The 26162-nt window shown below is 48.2% G+C and carries 21 protein-coding genes and 1 pseudogene; 5 read left to right on the forward strand and 17 right to left on the reverse strand.

Translation table 11 applies throughout. The features are described from left to right. The first annotated feature begins 22 nt into the window (after nucleotides 1–22). Nucleotides 23–781 carry a chitin disaccharide deacetylase gene (gene chbG, locus ETV65_RS14140; protein ID WP_129953457.1) on the forward strand — a complete coding sequence of 253 codons (759 nt, stop codon included), beginning with the start codon at nucleotides 23–25 and terminating at the stop codon, nucleotides 779–781. 58 nt (nucleotides 782–839) lie between these two features. Here the strand turns inward: chbG and ETV65_RS14145 are convergent, their stop codons facing one another. The 6 genes from ETV65_RS14145 to ETV65_RS14170 all read right to left on the reverse strand — a co-directional run bounded on the left by ETV65_RS14145 (nucleotide 840) and on the right by ETV65_RS14170 (nucleotide 6676). Beyond that, on the reverse strand, nucleotides 840–1730 hold the full coding sequence (locus ETV65_RS14145; RefSeq protein WP_129953458.1) for an oxidoreductase: 891 nt from the start codon (nucleotides 1728–1730) through the stop codon (nucleotides 840–842). A 20-nt stretch (nucleotides 1731–1750) separates the two neighbouring features. Beyond that, on the reverse strand, nucleotides 1751–2578 hold the full coding sequence (locus ETV65_RS14150; protein ID WP_129953459.1) for a DMT family transporter: 828 nt from the start codon (nucleotides 2576–2578) through the stop codon (nucleotides 1751–1753). A gap of 75 nt (nucleotides 2579–2653) precedes the next feature. After that, nucleotides 2654–3559 carry a transcriptional regulator GcvA gene (gene gcvA / locus ETV65_RS14155; protein ID WP_129953738.1) on the reverse strand — a complete coding sequence of 302 codons (906 nt, stop codon included), beginning with the start codon at nucleotides 3557–3559 and terminating at the stop codon, nucleotides 2654–2656. Between the two features lie 120 nt (nucleotides 3560–3679). Continuing rightward, nucleotides 3680–5560: an amidohydrolase gene (locus ETV65_RS14160; protein ID WP_129953460.1), complete on the reverse strand. Its 1881-nt coding sequence runs from the start codon at nucleotides 5558–5560 to the stop codon at nucleotides 3680–3682. A gap of 14 nt (nucleotides 5561–5574) precedes the next feature. After that, the gene (locus ETV65_RS14165) at nucleotides 5575–6141 is read right to left on the reverse strand and encodes an antibiotic biosynthesis monooxygenase (RefSeq protein ID WP_129953461.1); all 567 of its coding nucleotides are present in this window, start codon (nucleotides 6139–6141) and stop codon (nucleotides 5575–5577) included. A 118-nt stretch (nucleotides 6142–6259) separates the two neighbouring features. Beyond that, nucleotides 6260–6676: a helix-turn-helix domain-containing protein gene (locus ETV65_RS14170; RefSeq protein ID WP_129953462.1), complete on the reverse strand. Its 417-nt coding sequence runs from the start codon at nucleotides 6674–6676 to the stop codon at nucleotides 6260–6262. A gap of 120 nt (nucleotides 6677–6796) precedes the next feature. On the opposite strand from ETV65_RS14170, the gene ETV65_RS14175 reads away from it, so the two are divergent. Beyond that, nucleotides 6797–7654, forward strand: a complete 858-nt coding sequence (locus tag ETV65_RS14175; RefSeq protein ID WP_129953463.1) for an SDR family oxidoreductase — start codon at nucleotides 6797–6799, stop codon at nucleotides 7652–7654. Nucleotides 7655–7713: 59 nt separating this feature from the next. On the opposite strand, the gene ETV65_RS14180 is transcribed toward ETV65_RS14175, so the two are convergent. After that, entirely contained in the window at nucleotides 7714–7971 is a 258-nt protein-coding gene (locus ETV65_RS14180; RefSeq protein ID WP_129953464.1) for a biofilm/acid-resistance regulator YmgB/AriR, read from the reverse strand. 504 nt (nucleotides 7972–8475) lie between these two features. Between ETV65_RS14180 and ETV65_RS14185 the strand changes: the two genes are divergently transcribed. Beyond that, complete coding sequence (locus ETV65_RS14185) at nucleotides 8476–9012, forward strand: adenylate kinase (RefSeq protein ID WP_129953465.1); 537 nt, start codon at nucleotides 8476–8478, stop codon at nucleotides 9010–9012. 206 nt (nucleotides 9013–9218) lie between these two features. On the opposite strand, the pseudogene ETV65_RS25370 reads toward ETV65_RS14185, so the two are convergent. The 10 genes and pseudogenes from ETV65_RS25370 to ETV65_RS14235 all read right to left on the reverse strand — a co-directional run. Beyond that, nucleotides 9219–9401 (reverse strand): annotated as a pseudogene (locus ETV65_RS25370) (STM2901 family protein); the annotation flags it as partial. Between the two features lie 300 nt (nucleotides 9402–9701). After that, entirely contained in the window at nucleotides 9702–10121 is a 420-nt protein-coding gene (locus tag ETV65_RS14195; protein WP_129953466.1) for a MarR family transcriptional regulator, read from the reverse strand. Nucleotides 10122–10324: 203 nt separating this feature from the next. Further along, a complete protein-coding gene (locus ETV65_RS14200; RefSeq protein ID WP_165383738.1) occupies nucleotides 10325–11677 on the reverse strand; it encodes an LLM class flavin-dependent oxidoreductase in 1353 nt (450 codons plus the stop codon). Nucleotides 11678–11726: 49 nt separating this feature from the next. Continuing rightward, complete coding sequence (locus tag ETV65_RS14205; RefSeq protein WP_129953468.1) at nucleotides 11727–13049, reverse strand: lysine 2,3-aminomutase; 1323 nt, start codon at nucleotides 13047–13049, stop codon at nucleotides 11727–11729. Nucleotides 13050–13120: 71 nt separating this feature from the next. Then, nucleotides 13121–15115 (reverse strand): class I tRNA ligase family protein, encoded by a 1995-nt coding sequence (locus ETV65_RS14210; RefSeq protein WP_129953469.1) that lies wholly within the window; start codon nucleotides 15113–15115, stop codon nucleotides 13121–13123. Next, nucleotides 15102–16451: a SidA/IucD/PvdA family monooxygenase gene (locus tag ETV65_RS14215; RefSeq protein ID WP_165383739.1), complete on the reverse strand. Its 1350-nt coding sequence runs from the start codon at nucleotides 16449–16451 to the stop codon at nucleotides 15102–15104. The genes ETV65_RS14210 and ETV65_RS14215 overlap by 14 nt, the downstream gene beginning before the upstream one ends. Next, nucleotides 16448–17617, reverse strand: a complete 1170-nt coding sequence (locus ETV65_RS14220) for a saccharopine dehydrogenase C-terminal domain-containing protein (protein WP_129953471.1) — start codon at nucleotides 17615–17617, stop codon at nucleotides 16448–16450. Before ETV65_RS14220 ends, ETV65_RS14215 begins: the two co-directional genes overlap by 4 nt. 121 nt (nucleotides 17618–17738) lie before the next feature. Continuing rightward, nucleotides 17739–18986 (reverse strand): ATP-grasp domain-containing protein, encoded by a 1248-nt coding sequence (locus ETV65_RS14225; RefSeq protein WP_165383740.1) that lies wholly within the window; start codon nucleotides 18984–18986, stop codon nucleotides 17739–17741. A 911-nt stretch (nucleotides 18987–19897) separates the two neighbouring features. Beyond that, the gene (locus ETV65_RS14230; RefSeq protein ID WP_129953473.1) at nucleotides 19898–21055 is read right to left on the reverse strand and encodes an MFS transporter; all 1158 of its coding nucleotides are present in this window, start codon (nucleotides 21053–21055) and stop codon (nucleotides 19898–19900) included. After that, nucleotides 21021–22154: an ATP-grasp domain-containing protein gene (locus ETV65_RS14235; protein ID WP_129953474.1), complete on the reverse strand. Its 1134-nt coding sequence runs from the start codon at nucleotides 22152–22154 to the stop codon at nucleotides 21021–21023. Before ETV65_RS14235 ends, ETV65_RS14230 begins: the two co-directional genes overlap by 35 nt. 533 nt (nucleotides 22155–22687) lie before the next feature. On the opposite strand from ETV65_RS14235, the gene ETV65_RS14240 reads away from it, so the two are divergent. Together ETV65_RS14240 and ETV65_RS14245 are read left to right on the forward strand one after the other, a co-directional pair. Next, nucleotides 22688–24067: a glycoside-pentoside-hexuronide (GPH):cation symporter gene (locus ETV65_RS14240; RefSeq protein ID WP_129953475.1), complete on the forward strand. Its 1380-nt coding sequence runs from the start codon at nucleotides 22688–22690 to the stop codon at nucleotides 24065–24067. Further along, entirely contained in the window at nucleotides 24064–26103 is a 2040-nt protein-coding gene (locus tag ETV65_RS14245; RefSeq protein ID WP_129953476.1) for a glycoside hydrolase family 31 protein, read from the forward strand. Before ETV65_RS14240 ends, ETV65_RS14245 begins: the two co-directional genes overlap by 4 nt. Nucleotides 26104–26162 lie beyond the last annotated feature (59 nt).

Below are 26162 nucleotides of genomic sequence, written 5' to 3' on the forward strand. Positions count from 1 at the left end.
AAGGCGTTCAACCGGGACATTTATGGATAAATTACTGATAGTGAACGCCGATGATTTCGGGCTTTGTAAAGCGCAAAACTACGGGATCATTGACGCATTCAACAACGGCGTGGTGCGGTCGACGACGGCGATGGTCAATATGGCCAGTGCTGAACACGCGGCGGCGCTGAGCAAAGCAAATTCTGATCTTGCCGTGGGCATGCACTTCGTGCTGACGCTTGGACGTCCGTTGTCACCCATGCCGGGTCTGGTCCGCGACGGTGAACTGGGCAAATGGATTTGGGAAATGGCCGGGCAGGGGACGTTACCGCTTGATGAAATCAGGCATGAACTGCAAAGCCAGTTCGACCGTTTCCTGGCTCTGTTTGGCCATTTGCCGACCCATCTCGACAGTCATCATCATGTGCATATGTTCCCGCAGATTTTCCCGATCGTTGAGGCATTCGCGCAAGAGCAGGGCATTCCTGTACGCATAGACCGTGAGGAAATCCGCAGGGGCGACATTGCGCTGTGCGGCGCGAAGAGTACCGACGGTTTCGACAGCAGTTTCTACGGTGAGGCGGTTTCAGAAGCCCTGTTTGTGCAAACACTGGACAGCGCGACACAACGTGGTGACCGCTCGGTGGAAATCATGACCCATCCGTCGTTTATCGATAACACCATTCTGGCGAGCAAATATTGCACTCCGCGCCTGGCGGAGCTGGATGTGCTGACGTCGGCCTCGCTCAAAACTGCGATAACTGAACGCGGATTCCGGCTGGGATCGTTTAAGGATTTATAAGCCGTAATACGCAAAGGCTGCCGCGGGCATCAGGTTCGCGGCGGCCTTTGTGCAGGCATCAGCCCGGTCCCTCACTCCCCGCCGCCAGCAGCGGGACCAGAATGTCGCTGATCGGTGTAGGAAGACCCCGGGCGAGCCCATAACGCTGTACGACGCCGTTACGTATATCCCATTCCAGCGGGCGGTTAGCCTGGCGATCGGCGAGAATGGATGTGCCTAAATCTGCCGGCGCACGATGAAAACCCTCAACGATCTCTTGCGGAACGGTATCGCTAAGTACCGCCCCCTCTGCACGCGCGACCGTCAGACATTCCTGCAGATATGCCAGTGCCAGTTGCGTGATATCCCCGCGTGAGAACATACCTGCCCGGCGGTTTGCGAGAACCATCAGACCAGCGACCGCATTCTGCAGCAGTTTGCGCCATGCGATCGTGAGGAAATCGGATGACAATTCAACCGCACAGCGCGTGTCACTGAGCGCCTCAGCGATCCGTTTTGCCTTTGGCACATCCGGCAACGTCAGTCGTGGTTTGGCGCGCAGCCGGACTGAAGCATCCGGTTCGCGTTGTGCCGGGAACCATACGACGGAAGGCAGTACCGTTGCTCCGTTAACGTAAGGTTCCAGCAGCGTTTTCTGTTCAACGCCGTTTTGCAGTGCACAGACAACGGTATTTTCATCGCATAAGGTGGTCAGCCAGCCAGCGCTGTCAGCCACCTGCGTCGTTTTCACCGCAACAAAAACCAAATCGAAAGGACGGGTAACGGTTGACGGATTGTTCAGTACCGGACCTGGTACTACAATTTCGCCGTCATCATGGCGCAGAATTAATTCGGGGTGTGCGGTGCGCCCGCAAAGTAGCGGGGTGCGGTTCACCTCATGCAGTACTGCGGCGATGGTGGTACCAATCGCACCGGGGCCTATCAGAGCTATAGCAGGGCGGTCAGACATTTTAAGTTCTCCTGATTTGATTAACCCATCAATAATGTGCCGGTGGCAATCACCGCACATGCCAGCATTTTTCTCAGCGTGAGTGTTTCGCCAAGGAACCAATAACCCAGAACAGCGGCAAACAGTACGCTGGTTTCGCGCAGCGCGGAGACGGCACCCATCGGTGCGGCCGTCATGGCATAAATAATAATGCCGTAAGCCAGCAGCGATACCAGACCCCCCGCGGCCGCACTGAGTAAACCAGGCCGCCAGCGCAGTAAGCTTTTTGTGTCGCGCAGAACGATATACAGCACTGGCATCAGCACTCCCCATAACATGCTCATCCACACGGTATAGGAAAACGGATTGCCGGAGACGCGTACGCCCATTCCATCCACTACGCTGTATGCGGCGATAAACGCGCCGGTAGCCAGGGTATATTTCAGGCCTGGCATCGCCAGTTTGCGGCTTCTCATTGCAAGCATAAGAATACCGCCAGAAATTAGCGCGATGCCAAGAAGGGTGTTAAAAGCGATCTTCTCCCCGGCGAACAGCGCTGCGCCACAGGTCACCATCAGCGGCGAGGAGCCGCGTGCAACCGGGTAGGTTTGCCCGAGATCCCCGCTCTGATAACTGCGTATTAAACACAGGTTATAGCTGACATGCAGCAGGGCAGATAACACCGCATATCCGATGCTCGCCCGGGCAGGCAGTGGCAGAAATGGCGCGATGACAACGCAGCTCAACGCAATCGCCACACACATGATGGTCATCGACCACAACCGGTCATTACCGCTGCGTAATAAGGCATTCCAGCTGGCATGCAGCAGGGCGGCGAATAATGTAAGTAAAATAATATGAGCGGGCATGTACCGATGCTAAACAGCCTGTCCCCGGATTAACAGTGAAGTGTTGTCATCGGGGTATGAGCAATGATTCATACTTCAGCGGTAACTTAACTGTGCCTGTTGTGACTCGGCCAGCAGCCAGTTACGGAATTTAATGATATGTGGCTGCGTTTCGATGCCTTGCGGACAGACGAAGTAATAGGCGGCCGGTGAAGGAAAATTGATGTCAAAGAGCCTGACCAGACTGCCCTCACGGATTTCTTTTTCTACGTGTCCGCTGCGCGCTAACGCAATGCCCTGGCCCAGTAACGCGGCTTCAATCGTCATATTAGTATCGGCGAAGCGTACACTCTCGTGCAGCACATCGGTGTTTATCCCGACCAGCTTAAACCAGGCATCCCATTTCGGTACCAGATCGGCTCCGTCACGCGTCAGCAAGGGAAAACGCAACAGTTCAGCAGGCCCGGAAGGGGTACCAAAGCTGGCTAAAAAAGCGGGGCTGGCCACCGGAAATAATTGTTCGCGGAACATAAATTCTGTATGCAGTGCCGCATAATTACCATGTCCGAAACGGATCGCCACATCGGAATCTGCGCTGGCGAAGTTGATGGCTTTATCCGTACTTTCCAGCGACACCAGAATCTCCGGATGCAAACGTGCTAATTCCGGCAGACGCGGTAACAACCACTTTAAGGCAAAAGAATAGGTGGTGCTGACACGCAGTCGCACCCGTCCTTTCTGTTCACGCAGATCCGCAAGTGTGGTTTCAAGTTTACTAAAGAATTCCCGTACCAGAGGGGCGAGCGCGGCACCGGCAGGTGTCAGGCTAAGGGTTTTACCCCGTTGGAAAAGTTGCAGGCCCCAGATTTCCTCCAGTTTTTTCAGCTGATGGCTGACCGCACTTTGTGTAATAAACAGTTCGTCTGCGGTTGAGGTAAACGTTGTGTGGCGGGTGGCCACTTCAAAGGCACGGAGTGTGGCTGTAGGAGGGAGGTCACGCATCATGGTGTTCCTGTTAATGAGCAAATGCTCATAATAGGGTATGGCGTAGCCTGTGCAAAAGATACGATGACAGAAAAAATGGCCTGCGTTACAGGCCATTTCCATGTTGTTCTTAAAGGGTCAGAACGAGAAGCACGAACACCCTAAAGCCCCCCAGAAGGCGTTGTCATCGGACACCGGGACATCAGAACCCCGGGCAATATCATGGCTGTGTTTATGCACGCCGCACGGGCCAACGCACTGATGTCCCTGACGAACCAGCCCGACACGCGCGGCACCTTGTGGCGGTGCAGAGCGGTAATGTCCGGGTACCGTGGTGACCGGCGACCAGTCCGGCAGCACCGGAATCGCTGGCGGAGCCAGAGGCGAGAAGCTGCCGGCAGCATAGACCACTTTACCATCGACTACGGTCATCACTGATTCGATACCCTTGATACGTTCTTCCGGCACGCTGAAGAAATCTTCGGAAAGCACCGCCAGATCGGCCAGCTGTCCGGCTTTGATCTGACCTTTCTTGCCCTGTTCGCTGGAGAACCACGAGCTGCCCTGTGTCCACAGCATCAGCGCAGTTTCGCGGTCAATGCGGGCCTCATCATCATACATGGCCATGCCGCCTACTGTACGACCTGAAACCAGCCAGTACAGCGCCGTCCATGGGTTATAACTGGCAACGCGGGTCGCGTCGGTACCCAGTCCGACCGGCACGCCTGCGGACAACATTTTTGCCACCGGCGGCGTATGTTTAGTGGCTTCGATACCGTAACGGTCAGCAAAATATTCTCCCTGGAACGCCATACGATGCTGTACCGCAATGCCACCGCCCAGCGCTTTGACGCGCTCAATATTACGTTCGGTGATGGTTTCCGCGTGGTCAAAGAACCAGTGCAATCCGTTGAACGGAATATCGCTGTTCACTTTTTCAAAGACATCCAGCATCCGGCTGATCGATTCGTCATAGGTTGCATGCAGGCGGAACGGCCAGCGGTGCTCCACCAGATGACGCACCACGCGTTCAAGTTCGACCTCAGTTCCCGGCGGTAAATCCGGACGCGGTTGCAGGAAGTCTTCAAAGTCTGCCGCTGAAAATACCAGCATTTCACCTGCGCCGTTATGACGGTAGAAATCGGTACCCTGGCCAGGTTTGAGCATGTCAGTCCAGAGTTCAAAATCTTCCAGCTCGTGTTGCGGCCGCTGGGTAAACAAGTTGTAGGCAATGCGTACCGTCAGCTGATTTTTCTGATGAAGCTCATCAATGATCTGATAATCCTCAGGATAATTCTGGAAGCCGCCGCCCGCGTCTATGGCGCTGGTCAGGCCGAGCCGGTTCAGCTCACGCATAAACTGGCGTGTGGAATTCACCTGCTGTTCCAGCGGCAGTTTCGGACCTTTTGCCAGCGTTGAATACAGGATCATGGCGTTTGGTTTGGCGATCAACATGCCGGTCGGATTGCCGTTGCTGTCACGCTGAATTTCACCGCCCGGTGGATTTGGCGTGTCTTTGGTATAGCCGACCACTTTGAGTGCGGCGCGGTTGAGCAGGGCACGGTCGTATAAATGCAGGATAAACACCGGCGTATCCGGTGCGGCCTGGTTAATTTCATCGAGCGTAGGCATGCGGCGTTCAGCAAACTGAAACTCGGTCCAGCCACCGACGACGCGCACCCATTGCGGGCTTGGCGTACGCAGCGCTTGCTCTTTGAGCATACGCAGGGCATCGGCCAGTGAAGGTACGCCTTCCCAGCGCAGTTCCAGATTATAATTCAGACCGCCACGGATCAGGTGCAGATGCGAGTCATTCAGGCCGGGAACGGCGGTATGGCCGTGCAAATCGACCACCTGCGTCTGTGCATCAGCAAACTGCATCACTTCATTTTCGGTACCGACAGCCAGAAATTTACCGTCTTTGATTGCGACGGCATTTGCCAGCGGTTTTTCTCTGTCAACGGTATGGAACTTGCCATTAAGCAGGATCAGTGAAGCAACATTATTTATTGGATTCATTGGAAAATCTCCTGTTATTGCGCGGAAGAGCGCGTCAGCCATGAATGAAATACGCGTGTAACGATCGGCATCCAGAGGAAAACCACCAGCCCGACGACCGTTGCGTCATTAAGTAAATGACCGCCTTCGGTGCCTTTAAGCTGCGGCAAAAACTGCCCCCAAAACCAGGGCACAATGTGAGTCGATGGGTAAATCACCCCTAATGTCAGCAGATATTGTTTCCAGCGTGCTGGCGGGCGGACATTCGCACTTGGCGGGGTGAACCAGAATTCGGCGCCGGGACGCACCTCGGTGTTGTCGTTTTGCAATAACAGCGGGCTGACTTCGGCGACCAGTTGTTTACGCAGATCCGAGTTATGCCATGCGTTGAGGTTTTCCAGCGTGTCGAAACGCACCAGAATGGTGTAAGCATCGCCGCTGCGGTTCGGGCGTATAACGTTGACGCCCAGATGGCCCGGAAAGGTGCTGGCCTGCGGCATAATTTTATTCAGCCAGGCCTCGTATTGTGTTTCGCTGGCTGGCGCAATCTTGTGGGTAATAACGAGCGTGACATGTTGCTGGTGGGGCTGGGACAGGGACATACATCACCTCAGCTGATTAAAATAAAAGGGTTTATCGAATCAATGAAATGATGTTAGTCGGTGGGTTGAATCAATGATAGGTGAGAATTTTTGGGGACTTGTTAAGTTTTTTTGTTAATTACTGCGTGCCTGCAATATGCAAGCTACGCTGTTTCATCACACGATGCAGATTCGACTCCAGCCAGTCCGCGAGTCCGGCAACCTGATCTTTTACTTCAACGCCGAGCGGGGTCAGAGAATATTCCACATGTGGTGGCACCACCGGATAAGCGCGGCGGTCGATGAAACCGTCTTCTTCAAGGGATTGTAAAGTTTGCGCCAGCATTTTTTCACTGACACCACCGACTTTGCGGCGCAGCTCGCTAAAGCGCAACGTATTATCGCTGAGGGCGATCAGGATCAGTAAGCCCCAGCGGCTGGTGATGTGGCGTAGAATTTCGCGCGACGGGCAGTTGGGATCCAGCACTTCGCCCCGGCGGATTTGCTCTGTCAGTGGTAAACGTTCAGCGGGTTGTCCGGAAGAAATTATTTTCATACTAACCTTTGGGTGCGTACTTACGAAAAGTTAGTATATCGCATAGGATGTGCTTACGGCGACGCTTTTAGCGTCTTTAAAGTATAACTTTTCTGTCGAAGACTTTTTGGAGAAACCACTATGATCGCAGTTACCGGTGCTACCGGCCAGTTAGGCCGCCTCGTTATTGCCGCACTTTTGAAAAAAGTGCCTGCTCATCAGATAATTGCTGCGGTACGTAATCCGCAAAAAGCGCAGGACCTGGCAGAGCAGGGTATTCAGGTACGTCAGGCCGATTACAGCCAGCCCGCCACACTGGATTCGGCTTTTGAAGGTGTCGAAAAATTGCTGCTGATTTCTTCCAGTGAAGTCGGTCAGCGCGAAGCGCAACATAACGCGGTCATCGATGCAGCAAAGCGTGCAGGCGTGCAACTGCTGGCCTACACCAGTTTGCTTCATGCAGACAAAAGTCCGCTGGGACTGGGTGTTGAACACCGTGCGACAGAAAAAGCATTAAGTGAATCCGCTATTCCTTTCGTGCTGCTGCGTAACGGCTGGTATACCGAAAACTATGCGGCAAGTATTGCCCCGGCGCTGGCACATAACGCGTTTATTGGTTCAGTGGGTGAAGGAAAAATCTCTTCCGCTGCGCGTCAGGATTATGCTGAAGCCGCCGCCGCAGTACTGACCCAGGAAAATCAGGCCGGTAAAATCTACGAACTGGCCGGGGATGATGCCTACACGCTGGCTGAATTTACTGCCGAAATTGCCCGTCAGTCCGGTAAAAAAGTCGATTATATCAACCTGCCGGAGGCGGATTTTGCCAAAGCGCTGCTCGGGGCCGGTTTACCGGAAGGTCTGGCGAATATGCTGGCTGATTCTGATGCGGGTGCCGGGAAAGGCGGCTTGTTTGATGATTCCCATACATTGAGCAAACTGATTGGTCGTCCGACTACGCCAGTTAAAGATGTCATTGCAGCGACGCTGAAAACGCTTTAATAAAAAAATGATTGCACTCCGGCCTGTTAATATCATGCCTTAACAGGCCGGTAATATTTCTAGATCACATCATCCTGCGTTGAAAGCAACACCAGCTCTAACAAGTTGCGACAAGCTTGCTGATTACTGACGTTGGTCTCCTGTTCCAGCTGACGCACCAGACCTTCAATGATGGCCTTATTGCTTACCGGATAATGGCTGGAGAGAAGTCCTGAAACGATAGTCCCGAGGATCTCCACTTCGCTTAATGTCGGCGTTTCCCGAATATTTAAATAATCACTGATTTCTGTAACTGTATGTTCTGCTTCGATTTGCATGTAGACCTCCTTAAACTTTTCAGCAGACTTGTCTCATGTGAAAAGTGCCTATTACCAGTCAGAAAAGAGAGTATTGTGAAGTTTCTCTTCACAATTTCCGGCCCTGACTCATCTGATCATTGAATTGCGCATCACGAAATCCCAGCCGTGAAAAAAACCTTTGGAAGAAGGGAAATCCAATTTTCCTTCCAAAGGCCAGGCTGAACACGCCCGTAAAAGACGGACTAATGATGAAGCAGGGGTAACAGAAAGTTATACAAAGATTTCAAATCTGTACAGGTATGGTCGTAAAATATCTTAAACTTTGTTGCTAGCAATCTAAAAAAAGCACAAAAAGTTCATCGTTCTGGTGTGTTAATACATTCACGTAACAATTAAGTTCCGCGCGTAATGGTTCAGAGCGTGAATTTATCTTCCTGTACAACTGAAATGGAGTGCGGCAAAATATGCGCCTTTTTTGCTCGGGTCATAGGCAATATCCGACAGTAGATAAGGAGTCATACGGTGAAAATCAATGTCATTGGCACCAGCGGAAGCGGGAAATCCACGCTTGCACGCAATATTTCTCAGAAACTGAATATTCCTTATATTGAACTGGATGCGCTGTTCTGGCGTCCGGACTGGCAGGGCACGCCGGATGACGAATTTTTTGCCCGTCTGGCAGAAAAACTGGCGGCCAGTGACGGCTGGGTGATTGACGGAAATTACAAACGTACGCAGGCAGTGAAATGGCGCCAGATCGATATGATCGTGTGGGTAGATTATTCGTTCGGACGTACGTTATATCAGGCGGTGAAACGCGCCGTTATCCGGGCATGGGGACAAAAGGAAATCTGGGCAGGCACAGGGAACCGTGAGTCGTTTCGTAAGAGCTTCTTCAGCCGGGATTCGATTATTCTCTGGACGTTGAAAACTTATGCGAAAAACCGGCGTCAATATCAGGCATTGTTTAACGATCCTGACTGGCAGCATGTTCGCTTTGTTCGTCTGACATCACCCAAGCAGACTCAGGATTTTCTGCATAATCTGACCCAGCTGTAACACTATCCGCGGGCTGAATGCCCAGGGCGTTGCCCGTACACTGTTGAGTAGGTTTTCCGAATTAACTTACTGATAATCCATGATTTCTTCGCCTGTCTCCCACACCCAGACATAGCGTCCGGTCGTAAGGCTGGTGTCAATCGTGACAGGCCATTTACCTGTCTTATTCCATCTTGAGCTATACCAATCTATGACATCCTGATTATTCACCATAAGCGGTCATTCTCTCTCGCACTGGTGTTGTAACGACGGGTGCTTTTCCAAACAATTTGAGATATGTCACTCGCAGGAATTACAACACCTGGGAAAGGGATCCAGCGCGCCACAAATGCCCCAGGATTATCGACATAGGAGAATTTGAGACGTTTGGTACTTCCAGTTGTCAGTGTGCGCCGCCGTCATCTTTAAGCCATAGGTAAGCGGGTATCGCCATTTTGATAAGTCCCATTTAACAGTGAGGGTATAGTTATGCCCATCAATCGCCGAAAACAATTAGCGCCGAAAACAATTAGCGGAAATCGTAATAAGTTGATTTTCATAGGCTTATTATTGGTGAGCATTCATCATCGGGACGGTGCAAGAGTGCCTTAGTACCTTTTGGGGCAATACGGCGCTGAATGCAGATTAATGACCGGAATTATGGAACGAAGCGGCCTTCACTAATCAAGCCACAAGGGTTTACGGCAAAGTTATACTGAATCCTCCATCATCGACTTCAGCAGACGGACTAAATGCTGTTGATCGTCCGGAGAAAGTCTTGCCAGAAATTCAGTATCTACCTGCTGACCGGCGGGCCGGATTTTCGCGAGAACCGCTTTCCCCTCCGCCGTCAGTGTAATAAAACGCCGGCGTTTATCTGCCGGATCGGCTGCACGGATCAGCAGCCCGCGTGTTTCAAGACGTGCCAGCATTTCAGCCAGTGTCGCTTTACTGCTGAAGGCGACATCCGTGAGTTGGACCTGCTCAATTCCGGGGTTTTCAGCAATAGCGCGTAACACTGCATACTGCGGTTTCGTCAGTTCCGGGATGCACTGCTGCCATCTCGCAGTGTGTTGCTGGAATACCTTACGCATTAAGTGAAAGGCTTCCTGTCTCAATTGTGTGCTCATCATCATTTCCCGAATTTCTTATTGGTCTGACTCTATCTTAGCAATCTCTGAAGAACGAATGTGACAAGCTATCGCAGGGTTCTCAAAAAGGGCATAAGAGAAGGATTATTCTCATAAGAACAAAGCGCTTTTCTTGTAAAGGAGAATCAGCCTGTCTCTCAGGCCGATTCTCCTGACCAGACGAACATCCGGAGTGTGTTCTACTAAACGGATTCTGTGGTGTTAAAAAACACATTTTCCGGATGTTTTAATCCTAAATTTTCCCTCAATGTATTCCCTTCATATTCTTCACGGAACAGTCCGCGTCGTTGGAGTTCAGGGATCACGAGATCAATAAAGTCATTGACGCCCCCGACAGTGTCCGGAGGCTGGATATTAAAACCATCGGCTGCGCCTGCATTGATCCACTCCTCCATTTTATCAACGACTTCTTTAGCGGTTCCTGCGATGGTGATATGCCAGTCATCTCCTCTGGCAATAGCCCGGTACATGTCTTTGATGGTGTATTTATGTTCTGCTGCTTTCTGAAGCAGAAGCTTGCTGAAATGGCTGTTGATCCATTCAAGTTTTAATGCTTCAACATCAAGCGGGAAAGGGGCGTTAATATCCAGGTGCGTTAAATCACCGAAGAAGGGTTTGATCAGGGCAAACCCCACATCGGGCGTGACGAGATCTTGCACTCTGTCCAATTTTGCCTGTGCTTCTTCACGCGTCTGGCCGACATAAACCATCATTCCCGGCATTACGAAGACTTCATCCTCTCGTCCGTACTCCCGGGCCTTGCTTTTGATTCGCTGATAAAAATCTCTTGCACCCTCTAAGTCGGGCTGTCCGGCATAAACAATATTGGCGTATTTACCGGCCATCGTCACGGTATTGTCTGAGTCGCCAGCAGTTACGAGCACGGGCTGGCCCTGGGGAGATCGTACAATATCCAGCGGCCCACGGACTTTAAAATGTATCCCCTCATGTGCCAGAACATGCATTTTGCTGCGATCGACATATAACCCTGTCTCCTTATTTACAGGAAATGCATCATCACCCCAGCTATCCCATAACCCTTTTGTGACATCAATAAACTCCTGGGCACGCGCATAGCGAATGGCCGGATCCGGCCTCTTTTCAAGACCGAAGTTTCGTGCTTCTTCCAGATTGTGTGAGGTCACAATGTTCCACCCTGAACGTCCGTTACTGATTTGATCTAAAGTGGCGAAGGCACGCGCAGTTTTATAAGGATGACCGTATGTTGTAGATACCGTGGCGACAAGACCAATATGCCGGGTATGTACAGCAATGGCCGAAAGGATTTGCAGGGGATCATTTTTATGAACCGCATGGCCTTTCGTTTTCGTTCTTGAATCATTTTCTATATGGTGTGAGCCAAGGACATCGGCCAGAAACACTAAATCAAATTTTCCTCTTTCGGCAGCTTTTGCAACGTCAATAAAACGCCATATATTCATCATATTATCTTGTGGAACTTCAGGAAGTCGCCAGGATGCAACATGGTAGCCATGACGCCAAATGGACAGACCTAACTTAATTTTTCGTTTCATCATAATTCCTAAGGCCAATAAAAATAAAAAAGGCAGGTATATTTGAGGATTAAAATATCTCAGTCGCATGAATGCGATTATTTAAGGCTGCTAATTTTCGAGTGCCATCTGTGCGTGGTAATGTCACGCATTGTAATTGATCAAACCAAACGGCATCCGGGTCATATTTCGCAAGGAAAGGCTTTCTGCATAATGACGGATCGCGAGCCTGTAGATACTGAAGAGAAAGATATTTCTCTTCATTGAGTTCAATGATGCCGTCGATACAAACTTTACCTGAGGTCGCCGACATTATGGGCCCTCTGACCGAACGTGAAAGCCCCGAGACTTTTGAATAGGCCTTCTGGAATATGTCATAACACTCTACCAGAGGGACTTCGAAATACTGCTTCGGACCGGTATCCCGCTCAACGAACATGTAATAAGGAATACAACCAAGCTGAACCTGTTTAGTCCATAAATCTATCCAGGTCTCTGGTTTATCATTGATATGTTTTAGCAAAGGTGCCTGGGTTCGGATGACGGCCCCGGTCGACAGTATTCGTTTTATCGCCTGCTGGGTTTGTGCCGGTGCCAGCTCCCGTGGATGATTGATATGGGCCATAAAGGCTAAATGCCTGCCACTTGCTGTGATTTTTTCAAATAATCTCATGAGGTCGTCTGCATCTTCATCACTCGTGAAACGTTGCGGCCAGTAGGTAAGTGCTTTAGATCCCAACCGTATTGTTGAAATATGTGTTTCGTCGAGTAGTGGTTGAATGTAGCGCTCAAGTATCCGGGTCCGCATAATCATTGAATCACCGCCAGTAATTAATATATCCGTGATCTCAGGATGAATTTTCAGATAGTCGATTAACTGACGAATATCTCGTGACTGAAAACGATCCTCTGTTTCACCCACAAACTGAGCCCAGCGAAAACAGAAACTGCAATAGGCATGGCATGATTGACCGGCACTGGGAAAGAACAATGCCGTTTCATTGTATTTATGCTGAATGCCCTGAATTTTCTGATCATTAATCGTTGGTACATTAAATGCCTGGCCTGAAGGATGCGGATTCAACTCTGTGCGCACGTCTCTGACCACGTCAAGCAATCCGCTACGACTGCCGCGTTGAGCATGATGAATACGATTGAATTGTGAGTCTGTTAACATACCTGATTGTGGAAATACCAATTGAAAAAGGGGATCGCTAATACCCGCATCCCAGTCAATCAAATTCTCCAAATAAAAGGTGTTAACACGGAACGGTAAGATCTCTGAAATAACGTTGAACGTTTCCTTATATTCACTGGGTAATTTATCCCAATAAAGGGATTCACGAAACTTATTTGCATTCATTGGAAGAAATACAGTGCTGTTGCTTGACATTGTCACTCCTGTTACCGGATATGTTATGAGAAATTAATAATGAATGACGGAATTATTCAATAAAACAGGTATCAATCTTTCCCAACAGGGTTTTTTAATTCGACAGCCATCCAGTCCACAGAAAGTGTGGTGAATGAAGGGTGTTGTATATCAAATCTATGGTATATCTCTTCAGAAAACCCGGGTGTTATCGGGCGTAATGCTGTTGCCAGCGCGATAAGTGCACGCGCAATTACTCTGGCCCGGGTTCTGTTCAGGGCGGAATTCATAAACACGGGTTTTTGTTGCAGTGCTGCGTCTAAACAGAATGTGGTCATTTCATCCACAAAAGTTTCCACACTGCGCGTTATTTTACGTAAATTTGGCATGCTGAGCGAATAACACTGTTCTATTGATGCCATAAACAGAGAGGTGACTTCAAAGAAAGAATGACAATCGGCACACCATTGCCCGGGTCCGGGCAGGTTTTTGCTATCAGAGAAGGGCTCAAATAATCTGTCAGCTGCTTCCAGCATTACCGGTAGTTGTCCGTTCCAAAACTCTGCATTAAAGCGTTCGAATTCCTGGCGATGAAAGTCTGCTTCCTTACGGTGAGTCCGGTTTCTACAAAGATAAAAACGTAGCGCCTGAGCATTTTCAGGGGTGACATACTCATCCACCCAAATAGCATGATTACGCGATGTGGAAAACTTCTGGCCTTCGAGCAGCATCATGTGATTCGGGATAACATACATTGGCATAAATTCTGGCATTCCCAATGCGGCAAGAACGGCAGGGATGACAAGCAAACGGCCAAAAGCATTATCAACCCCAAACAGGATCGCCAGCTCAGGCAATTCATCGCCCGCTATTGCATGCCAGAGCCGGTTTTCACCTTGTAATGCGTACATCTGTTCAATGGCGAGTAAATGACGTGGGACATACTCCATCGGTACCGTGAACCTGAGATTATCGAGTCCGGCCATTTGCACGGGGACTCCCGCACTGTTGGGGTTTGTCAGGCATACTTCCGGTAACCCCCGCTTAAGCCAGCCTTCAATAAACAATTTGGCAAATGCCGGAAGGCTTGCGCTGGCAGCAAAACGCTCCAGTTCATTTTTTAGCGCATCAAGCCGTAAGAAAAGTCGCGTGAGCGGGCGGCGTTCAAGAGACACACCCTGTAAATTAACCGGTCTAATCAGCTCAGCATCAAGCACTAACGCCCCGCATCCCTCGCATTCAGTCCCAGACGATTCGCCACCACAATGAGGGCAGTCACCATGCACAAAGGCATCAACGCAAAATTGACGTGTTGAAGGGTCATAAGGTACGTCGTATGTTCTTTCAACAATCAGACCAGCAGACATCAGTTTCTCAAGCACTTCATACAAAATGGCGGTTGAGCGCTGTGTCGGACGTGTTTCAAGGAAGATATCCTGTTCAACGTTCAGTAATTGAAGTGACTGTTTTAATCTGCGGGTATTCGTTTCTGCCAGACTATAGTAATCAGTGCCTGCTTTAGCCGCAGCGATCTGAATGTGTTCCAGATGCCCGTGTGTACCCTGCACCAGAAAGGTTTTTCTTCCCGACATCCTCGCGGCTCTGGTCAGCACATCTGCCACCATAAAAGGCCCTGCAGCGTGGCCCAGATGCATTCCGCCGTTAGGCGTCAGCATGGCGGGCACGATCAGTAATGGCCTTTGGGACCCTTGTGAACGCAAAGCGCCTTGCTCCGAACTCTGTTCGAATATTTCACGATGATGCCACCATACGGTTTGCATCACGGCGTTTTCGTCAAGTGCTTCAATACGATGGCGGCAAAGAGGTTCGACCCGAATACTGTCACCCGCCTGCAAAATGAGATCCTCACCATTAAGGCAGACGCGTACACTGCCGCTGATAACTGTCCAGAATTCCACTTCCGTATGGTTGTGGCGCTCGGTACTGCTTCCAGGCGTCAATTTTAAAATGCGGATCGAAATATCTGAGGCTTCAGGCACAGGATTAATACGGTAAATACCCTTATCCAGTACGGCTCGTGAAAGATATTTTTCTTGAGTAAGATTAATAATTTCAATATGTGACAATTTTAGTATCCTTATTATTCATGTTACCTGTCAGTGTTTCGTTGTTTATGCTGACCGGTTCTCTACCGGAATAACGCATATTTTTAATCAGTGCATCACCTATCACTCTTCCTCTTTCTGATACCCCTGCCAGGGTGTGCTCTGTCGGGCCATGCTGTGCCTGAGAATGGTTAATAATAAAAATATCTGGAGCTGAAGGTGAGCCGAACTGCACAGAGAAATTTTCAGTCACGACTAAATCATCATTGATAATTTCTGGTTGCAGCGGGCTGATTAATGACTTATGTAAAATGTTTTCAAATCCGGTTGCGCAGATAATCAGATCAGCCGTTATTTCCATTGCCCCATTTTTTGATTGCCTTTGTTGCAATGTCACGGAAATTTTATCTGACTGTTTCTTAATACACTCTATTAAGGCGTAGGGATAAAGATATAAGCGCTGGCAATGGTTGACGCGGTCGGAAAATGTTTGTTCGTAGATAGCAGATAGCACATCATCTGTGACAGTGGCGTAATTAGTGTTTCTCAGACCTGACAGCATATTCTCGCGTTCAGCAATGTCATAATTGAAAAATTCCGTTGCGCGCGGATGCGTATAAATATCATTGACGAAAGGGTTGGCATCCGTCGATTTGAAAAGGAAATCACGCGAGACCACACTAATTTTACCCACTGAAGTTTTTTCGAGTAAAAAGCGAATGATTTCACCTGCACTCTGCCCGCGCCCTACCACGACAATATGGTTCTCAGCTGATAGTTCTTGCGTTGCTACCTTATTTAAGAGCTGACTGGAGTGAATGACGTGCTGGTTTTCAGTCAATAACACCTCAGGAATAAAGGGCTTATGCCCCTGAGATAATACTAACTGACGCGTCTTTAAAACTTCTGTTTCACCTGCGCTATTTCGCAGTGTGACTTCAAGAATATCTTTTCCCTGTGGCGAAGATATTCTTTTTAAGTTGTAAACCTCACTATTATAAGAGATGAAGTCTTGCAGTTTTGATGCTACCCATCCGAGGTAATCAGAAAAAAGATTCCGGGAAGGATAATAGGTGTTCAAATGCATAAACTGATAAAGTAATTTTTGTTCTTTAAGGTAATTAAAGAATGTATAAGGGCTGGCCGGATTCCTTAAAAAAGCCAGGTCTTTCAATAAAGAAACCTGTAGGGTAGAAGTAGGCAAAGCCAGGCCAGGATGCCAGCTGGCATTCTCTCTTTTCTCTACCAGGCGTATGTTGTCCCCACTCGTCAGGATGCCGGCTTCATCCAGGTAACTCAAGACCGAAAGGTTCGCGGGCCCTGCACCGACGAGTAAGATATCCAATATCGCGCTCATACTGCCTCCGTAATCATGCATGTTAGGGTTCCGGATGTGGTGATCTCCACATGCCGAAATTTTTTTATTTCGTTTAAAAATTTTAAGCCAATCAGCCCTGCCGGCTTTTCATGCGGATAAATAATGTTTTTAAGTGCCATTTCAAAAATAACTTCTGTTGCAGTGATAGCAAAGGCACAGGTCATAAATGCCATGGCGGTAATATCCGGCGCGGGCTGGAATACTTTAATGATTAGCTCACCTTTTTCACCCGATGAACTGATATGTTGCCATTTGCATAAAACGAAATCTTCACTTGTCGTTTCAACATTCTTACAGGCTGCAGTAAACAGTGTTTCGGCCACATCTCTGATACTGGTATTTAATTTGCCGACGTTAATTTCTTGTCGGGAAAGCAGGCCTAATTCCTGACAGGCCCGTGCAGCGTAGGAAAATCCCGGCCAGCGCAATGTATTTTGCGAAAAATTAACCACATGCTTTTGGAAATATTCCGCCGTTGTTGCAAGCATTGCATCGTCAAAGGCTTCAAGCAGACCAATCGAAGGAAAATAATGATGTTTTACCTGCGCGAACCTTGGGACTGAAAATGTCTGGTGATCCTTTATTGTTAATGCCAGTCGGGGGTCGATGGGCAATTTCCTGCCAAATGTTAGCCGATAACCAAAAGGCCCGGTCGGGGTCACCGGGATACCGCCGCAAAAGCTTTCTATCGTATGACTTTGCGGAAATCGCTCCAGAATAGAAGAAGACATCGATTCCATTAGACCAGGTTCCAGGCCGGTGCCTAACAGCAGAGGATGCTTTCTGTTACCCATCGCCGGGATTAATGGATCATTCAGGTCAGGGCGACCCAGTACAATAATGGGACAATCAATCTGTGATGCCAGAACATTGATAAGTTCCCTGGCATCATGCCAGGAAACAGCAATAATAATGGCATTTATTCCCAGTGGGATTTCAGTAGTAAATGTTTCCTCTTCAATAACGTTAACGTTCAATCTTCCTGACGCGATAAACCCACTATATTCCGGGGGAAGATTATTGAACGCCTCCGGGTTAATATCAAATAAAAAGATGCGCGCCCCGTTATGTAAAGCCATTTTGAGTAAGGCTCGCCCCATATTGCCGGCCCCAATAATGGCAATGCTTCTGTCTTGCAATGACATGACGTTTATTCCTGAAGGAAATTTAATTATCTGTACGCATTTAAAAAATGGCCGGAATATATTTTTCTGCAGATATCTTCCAGCGCATTATTTAATAAAGCGCGGTCATGACGATCATTCCTTATTGAATATTAATGCTTAACGAGGTTGTAACGTTGTTTAGTATATTTAAAAGTATGTCATAAGAAGGTGCATGAGCGACAACCGATGCTACACGATGAGTGGTATAGCTTTCCGGTGGCAGGGTAATGGTGCTGCCTACCGGGATTTCAGTCATAACGTTATCCAGCCCCCCGGTATCCAGGATCGCCTGATCATAACCTGTCAGACCTGAAAACTGACCTTCTTTTTCTGCAAACAGGTAACGTATGCCGGCATAGGATCCCTCTCTCAAGGGGCGCAATTCGGGGACCTGACCAATAGCCACTCTGATAATATTGGCGACATGATCTACCCCGGTGCTTCGTGGCACTAAATGGGTAGTGATATAACCACCACCAGGGCGTCCGTTGATTTCAATCAGCGTAAATTTGTCATTTTCAATTTTACCTTCGATATGCAAAGTACAATTGTCACAACCTACTGCCTGAACAATGGCAACAATTTTTCGCTGTACGTCTAATTTCGCTTTATCAGACGCTGCAGAAGGAAATATATGTTGTGATTCAAAAGGGAAGGGAGTGGTGGTCGACTTGTCGGTTATGCCGATAATATCCACTACCCCACGGTGTACCAGAACCTCAACACTGACCTCCTGTCCCTGAACATATTGTTCAACAATAAATTCATCACCGTGTGAGTTGAAAATAGGGTCATTACCTGCGGAAACCAGTGAGCGGAGATTGCTGATAGCGGATTCAAGCTCCTTTTCGCTTTTCAGAATAAAGATCCCTTTTGAACCATTGCCACCTGTTGGTTTTACAACTGCCGGATAACCTAATGTCTCCATGGCAGTATACAGTTCGTCGAGAGAGGATATTTTGAAATACTGCGGAGATACGTCCTCAACTTCCGAAACAGCCTGACGTGTAAGAAATTTACTTCTGATGATTTTGACCGCTTCGGGAGTTAATCCAGGTAATGACAGAGCCTGGTTGATTCTGGCAACAAAACTCAGTTCCAGATCTGTCCAGCTGAATGCACCGACCACGTTATGTCGCGAAGCTACATCTTTAGCAACCTTAAGACCTAATTCATGATTTGAGGTATCGCATTCATGCCACTCCAAAAGGTGCTCTTTAGCCATTTCAGGGATAGTACGTCCGATAAGTACGACTGAAAGCCCTAATCTTTTTGCTGCTGCCAGGGCTTCAAATCTTTCGTTATTCGTTCTTCTTAAACCCGCAAAAATCACCACTGAATTATTCACAAAACCTCCGTCTCTGGGAATTACATACATTTAATTAACATTTATGGTGCCTTGGAATTTTAGGATTTGCCTTAAGTAAAGTAAATATGAAATATCTTTTTGGGGAGGAAAGTGCGCTATTGAAAAATATTCATGGCGTAAACTATTGAAAATAAATTTTTCATTAATAATCATATAGTTAATTTTTTATTTGTCATTCATGGTGCGGAAATATTTAATAATAAAAATAATCCACGTTTAACAAATTTTTGTTTGTATTTTATTCCAATGATTGATATTTGGCGGTAATTAAGCATGTTGCAAAATTTTAATATTATTTATTGTGTTATTTAAGTAATTATGTTTACATATTAGTAACAACTTTGATTGGCCTTTCACCCCAACTAGCTTTAGTAAGGGAGTTTTCCTGCGCGTTATATATAGAGAAGGGTTTTATTGAATTTTCACGACGCTCTCGGTTTAGAATTTATTTAATAAAAGTGTTATTGAAAATTACATTCAAATATTAATTGTTTTTTGGCGAAATAGGGTGTTTATATTTTTCTGCAACATTTTTCTTGGTTTTTCTCTGAAGAAAATAAAAATATCCTTTTTTTAAAAAAGTTATTTTTATTTATTTTATGCTAACGGACAGTATTAAAAACTAAGCTGGCGTGATTTTAAGTGAAGTGTTCCGGCCTACAGAAGTGATGAGTGATAATTCATACATGCAGTATTCTTTAACAATGTGGAAAAGAATAAGCTTCTACTTTTATGCTATAAGAAATATTATTTTCAGGAGTTTTTATGGATGCATGGCAATGAGGATGCCATTGAGCGAATATTTAAGGAGCCAAAGGATAGGGGAGACTGACGGAGGTATAAACAACAGGGGTAATCCGGGCAATGAAAGTCCGCCCGGATTATCAGGATCACGCGAGGGAGGTATGGCTTCGCATACAGAACAGACTGATTAGTACAGTGACAGCAGACATGAGAATAAAGATAATGTGGAACAAGGGACTGTGTTCATTTGTCCATACGGCGAAAACAGCACCAAGACTTTCACCTATACCTACGGCAAGGATAGAAAGTGAAAAAATAGCTGTCCTTTCATATTCTCCCGTGTTGAAAGACATAATGCTTTGATATGCCGGGATAGCGATAATTTCAGCCGTGCTTATCAGGAAAAGAAACAGGTATAGCATTGCCAGCGAATTATGGAGAGATAACACTAAAAATGCTAAGCCAAAGAGTAAAAATGAGATAATAAGTTTGGTATTATCATCAAATCTGTCAATTAAATAATTAACCGGATAGGCAAGAACTAAGACGGCCAGCCCGTTCAGTGCCGTTACCGTCCATACCAAGTCTGTTCTATGCAAACGGTCGATCACAAAGAGTGGCATTGTGGTTAACGCTAACGAATAGATGAACCACACAAGCAGGATAAGTAGCAGCGTCAGTAAAATCACTTTCCTCCTGACCAGGCTCATTAATACTTTGAAGAAATGTCCCTGTTTGGGGAGGATTATTTTTCTTGTCGCCCAGTAGGTGTATGCACAGGTGAGTGTAAACAGTAAGGACATTGTTTCAAACATATAAACGGGCCCGACATGCTGATACAACATGCCCAGGAGTATGGCCCCACCACTTGAAGCCAGGTTTGTGACCGTACTGAGCAACGAATAGTTTAAAGAGAGTGACTGATTTTTCAAAAAGGAGGTGGCAATACGGATAACAATTGAGTTATTCCCGTAGAAAAGCCCGACGAGAAATGCGCCTAAATAGAGTTGTGTAATCTCGCCACGCGATAGCAGGAAGAAGCCCAATCCTCCTAACAGTTGCAGTATTGCAAGTAAAAGAGGGAAGTTTATTCTATCCAGATAGGGTGAAAAGGCTAAGCGGCCAATTCTCGAAAAGAATATCAACGTGAATAATATACCGCTGGTATGGGCTGCTGACAGCTGCAAGTTTTCGTGTAAATAAGCGATTAACAATGCCTGAGGAGCAAAGAAGGCAAAGGCCCCGATGAAATCCTGGACAAGGATGATTTTAAATATTGAAGAGTTTTGAAATGCTTTTTGCATTATTTAACGCCTCCTCATAACTTGCACCCTCAGCACACAATAAATTGCGTTCGCCCAGATAGGCGTGGCCAACAAACCCTGGTTTTTGGTCTAAATCCGGCGGCAAAGCAGAGGGGCGGCTTACTCCTTTACGTTCTGACCACACAGCCATATGCTCTTTTTTCTGTGCTTTATAACAGAGAGTATCGGTTAGCTGGCTTTGCCATACATTAATACCTGCTGTCTCGGCCGCCATCACTGAGATGAAGTCACCCCCGACACGGTTGTGAATTTCTCCCAAAATAATACCTGCATCAGTATCCCAAAACTCGGCGTGGATCATGCCGTATTCGATACCAATCACTTTGCACGCAGACTCCACTAATGCCCGGGCCTGACGTTTTTTCTGCTCGTCAAGAGAAACACCTGCCGGATTAACATGCCCTTGCTCAAAAAAAGTCTCTGCAAATAAAAACTTTTCAGTGATATTTAGCATTCTGAACTTTTTGCCAACGAAAAGGGCTTCAAGGCTGTATTCTTTACCTTCCACCTTCTCTTCAAGGATGAATGGGTAACCTTTCTGCGGGAGTCTGGGAATAATATTATCAATGTTGTCTGAACAGACAGAATATACCCCGCGACTGCCTGCATCGGTGACGGGTTTAAGGATGGCTTCATGACCGGAAAAATGTATTCTTAATTTTTCCTCTACATCACTTGCTGAATAACACAAAAAAGCTTCCGGCTGGCTGATGCCGCATTTTCGTAACAGCTCACGACAAAGATACTTGTTTTGTATCAGCATGATTGTTGCAGGGCGTGTCCATGAGGAATCTAATAATATATTAAGTTTACTATTTACAAACTGAAGTTTTTCGCGAAAAGCATAACTCCGTTTTATATAGGGATACCTGGCCAGTAAATCCCGCATTGCTTCATCATCGTAATGATTGGTTACCACCACCTCGTCGGCTTTTTGCGCTCTGTCGCCAAACACCCTGAGATTTTCTTCTGTGTCGGTAAGCAGGATTTTATATCCTGCTTCTTTGGCTTCATCGAGTAAATCAGGCCCCTGTACCACGCTTGCCCCACCGAGTAATAACAACCAATTCTCTTGCACCCGTGAACCCTCATTTTCAAAATGCCTGAATAGAAATGTATTGCTTTCAGTCTCCAGGTATTCATAACAATACGTTAACTTGTTAGCAATAAATTACATCATAACCAAAATTTATCAAGATAGAAAAATGCATTTTTTTCATTAATAACAAGAAGATGAAAACATTTCATTCAGAGTTTTAATCCTGATATGGCAACATTAACCACTGTTTATGTTGTCACCTGAATTATTTAAGTTGAATGCACTGGTGTCGGGGTCGCTGGATTCAAACATGCTTTTTTTTCCCGATCCCTCAGGTTCAGCCCTATTTATTAGCAAAATTTATAATTATCGCGGGTATCATTTTCTCTCCTTCTCCCGTTCCGCAGGCGAGACGGATCTCATCATGTTACCGGTATCACACAAATCAAAAATCATAAGAAATTTATGATATCTCGCAATTGTCGCTCTCTTTTAACCATTCTATAACAAGTCCTCGGACCACGGACGGACTGACTTTTTTATGTTTAACCCTACAAAAGGCAGGACGAAAAATGACTGCGAAACTATCCGTAAAAGAAAAGGTGAGCTACGGTCTGGGGGATATGGCGAGCCATATTGGCCTGGATAATGTGATTATATTTTTGACGTTTTATTACACCGATGTTGTGGGATTACCGGCAGTATTTGTCGGAACAATGTTTCTGGTTGCCCGCGTCGCTGACGCCATAGTGGATCCCGCGATGGGGCTGATCGCTGACCGGACGCAAACGCGTTTCGGTAAATTCCGGCCTTATATTCTCTGGCTGGCGTTACCTTTCGGAGCCAGCTGTTTGCTGGTTTATGCGGTACCGGAATCCCTGACCTTGGGTGGAAAGATGGTATACGCCAGCGTCACCTATTGCGTGAAGATGCTGATGTATACCGCCATCAACATTCCTTATTGCTCGATGGGCGCGATCATCACGCCTGATAATACCCAGCGTATTTCCCTGCAATCCTATCGGTTCTTCCTTGCCACGCTGGGTGGTGCAATGTCCACCTTCCTGATGATGCCGCTGGCAGAGATGATGGGTGGCGGCAATAAACTTGACGGCTATTTTGGTGCGATGGCAATCATGGCGTCGATCGCCGTGGTGATGTTCCTGTTGTGTTTTTTAAACACCAAAGAACGTATCAGTGCGCCGCCGACGCACGAGAATTTTCTCTCCGATTTACGTGATTTAGTGCGTAATGACCAGTGGCGCGTGGTGGCGGCGCTGATCTTCTTCAATATCTCCTTCGGCGTAGTACGCCTCGGCGCGATGATGTACTACGTCACCTATTATCTTGGCCACGCCAGCTACTTTATGTGGCTGCTGGCTGCACATATTGTGGGTAAGAGTCTCGGCAGTTTGCTGGTAAAACCGCTGACCCGCAACCGCAGCAAACTCGCGGCCTTCACGCTGTGCGCGGTGCTGACCGGTGCGCTGAGCGCGGCGATTTTCTTCGTTCCGGCATGGATTTCCCTGCTGGTGGGCATGACGTTGCTGGTTTCAACCTTCTATCAGGTCACTACCACACTGATGTGGGTGATGATGTCTGACGTGGTGGATTACGGCGAATACAAACAAGGCAAGCGCATGGATGGCACGGTGTTCTCCACTTTGCTGGCGATCCTCAAAATGGGGATGGCGGTGAGCGGAGCGGTGGTCGGCTGGACACTGGGCATAAGCGGTTACGTGCCCCATGCTGCCCAGCAGAATACCGTCGCGATGTTGTCGATTATCGCATTGTTCTCACTGGTGCCGGGCATCTTGTCGATGTTCAGTGCATTGTCGATGCGCTGGTACAAACTCAATGACGCCACCATGAAACAGATTAATCAGTCCAAAATTTCCCGGGAACATGAGCCTGAACGTCAGGCCACCTTGCATACACAGGAGTCCGCATGAGCGAATTAATCGCCGAAAAAAACCGTATTCTCTGGCATTTCGATCAACAAACGCTGGTGATTGAGCCCTGGGGAGAAAACAGCCTGCGCGTGCGGGCCACCTGCCGGCCTGAGCTCAATGATTCGTTATGGGCGCTACTGCCAGCGGATGTTCAGCCAAAAGCTGAGATCAGCCGCAGCGCAGAAACCCTGACGCTGCGCAACGGCAACATCACAGCATCGGTGAATATCAAAGGGCAGCTGGCGTTTTATAACTCACGCGGCGAGCTGATCCTTGAGGAATTCTGGCGTCAGCGTTCCACCGTCGGCATCGGTGCGACGGAGAAAAGTCAGGACAAATACATCAGTGCGCTAAAGATGGATGCCCGCGAATTTAAAGCCATTCCCGGCGGTAAACATCAGCTGACCGTACGTTTTGAGTCGCGCGCGGATGAGAAAATCTATGGCATGGGGCAATACCAGCAAAATTGTCTGGATCTGAAAGGCTGCACACTGGAACTGGCACAGCGAAACTCCCAGGCCAGTGTGCCGTTTATGCTTTCGAGTCTGGGGTATGGCATGTTGTGGAACAATCCGGCGATTGGTGAGGCGACATTCGGCAAAAATATTACCCGCTGGGAAGCGCAGATCACGGAGCAGATGGATTACTGGATCACCGCTGGCGATACGCCCGCTGAGATCATGCATCAGTATGGCCGTGCAACCGGCACCGCCCCGCAGATGCCGGAATATGCCACGGGTTTCTGGCAGTGCAAATTGCGTTACCGCACACAGCAGGAGGTGCTGGAAGTCGCGCGTGAATACAAGCGTCGCAACCTGCCTGTTTCGGTTATTGTCATCGACTTCTTCCACTGGCCGAATCAGGGCACCTGGTGTTTTGACCCGGTGGACTGGCCGGATCCGAAAGCGATGGTCGCTGAGCTGAAATCACTGGGTATCGAAACCATGGTGTCGGTCTGGCCGACGGTTGACAGCCGGACAGAAAATTATAAGGAGATGAAATCAAAAGGTTACCTGGTGAACACGGATCGTGGTGTATCGGTGAATCTTGATTTCCTTGGCAACTGCACCTTCTTTGACGCCACACATCCCGGCGCACGTCAGTTTGTCTGGGAGAAAGTAAAGCAAAACTATTACGATCTGGGGATCCGTACCTTCTGGCTGGATGAAGCTGAGCCGGAATACCGCGCCTATGATTTCGATAACTATCGCTATCATCTCGGGCCGGTGCTGGAAGTCGGCAACATTTATCCGCAGAAGTTCGCGCAGGGCTTTTACGAGGGGTTACAGCAGGAAGGCGAGCATGAGATCGTTAATCTGGTGCGCTGCGCCTGGGCGGGCAGTCAGCGATATGGTGTGCTGGCGTGGTCGGGCGATATCCATTCTTCTTTTCACGCGCTGCGTAATCAGATTGTCGCTGGCCTGAATATGGGGCTGGCGGGTATCCCGTGGTGGACGACGGATATCGGCGGGTTCCAGGGCGGGAATGTTAATGATCCGATATTTCAGGAGTTACTGATCCGCTGGTTCCAGTGGGGTGTGTTCTGCCCTGTTATGCGTCTGCATGGTTACCGTGAGCCACAAATTCAGCCGCCGGAACCGTGGCGTGACGGCATTGCGCAATGCAACAGCGGCGCACCAAATGAAGTCTGGAGCTACGGCGAAGAGAATTACACGCTGATGAAGAACGGGTTATTCCTGCGTGAGAAACTGCGTCCGTACATCAGCCATGTGATGCAGGAAGCGCATGAGAAGGGGGATCCTGTAATGCGCACGATGTTCTATCAGTATCCGGCTCAGGCTGAAAGCTGGCAGGTGGAAGATCAGTATATGCTTGGCGCCGATATTCTGGTCGCCCCGGTGTTGTACGCCGGTCAGCGCGAGCGGGAAGTGTGGTTACCGGCGGGAGAAACGTGGGTGGCGCTGAATGGAGAACGCTATGAAGGGGGGAGAGCGATTAGGGTCGCCGCCCCAATGAGTGAAATTCCTGTGTTTGTGCGGGAGGGGGCAGACCCGGCTGCACGGGCGATTTTGTAATCTGGTTGCAGATGGCCGCTGCAACGGGGCGGCTGCCTGGAACAGAAGGGTGACAGTTC

The sequence above is a fragment of the Rahnella sp. RFA10(1/100) genome, from assembly GCF_004195115.1.
Taxonomy (GTDB): Bacteria; Pseudomonadota; Gammaproteobacteria; order Enterobacterales; family Enterobacteriaceae; genus Rahnella; species Rahnella perminowiae.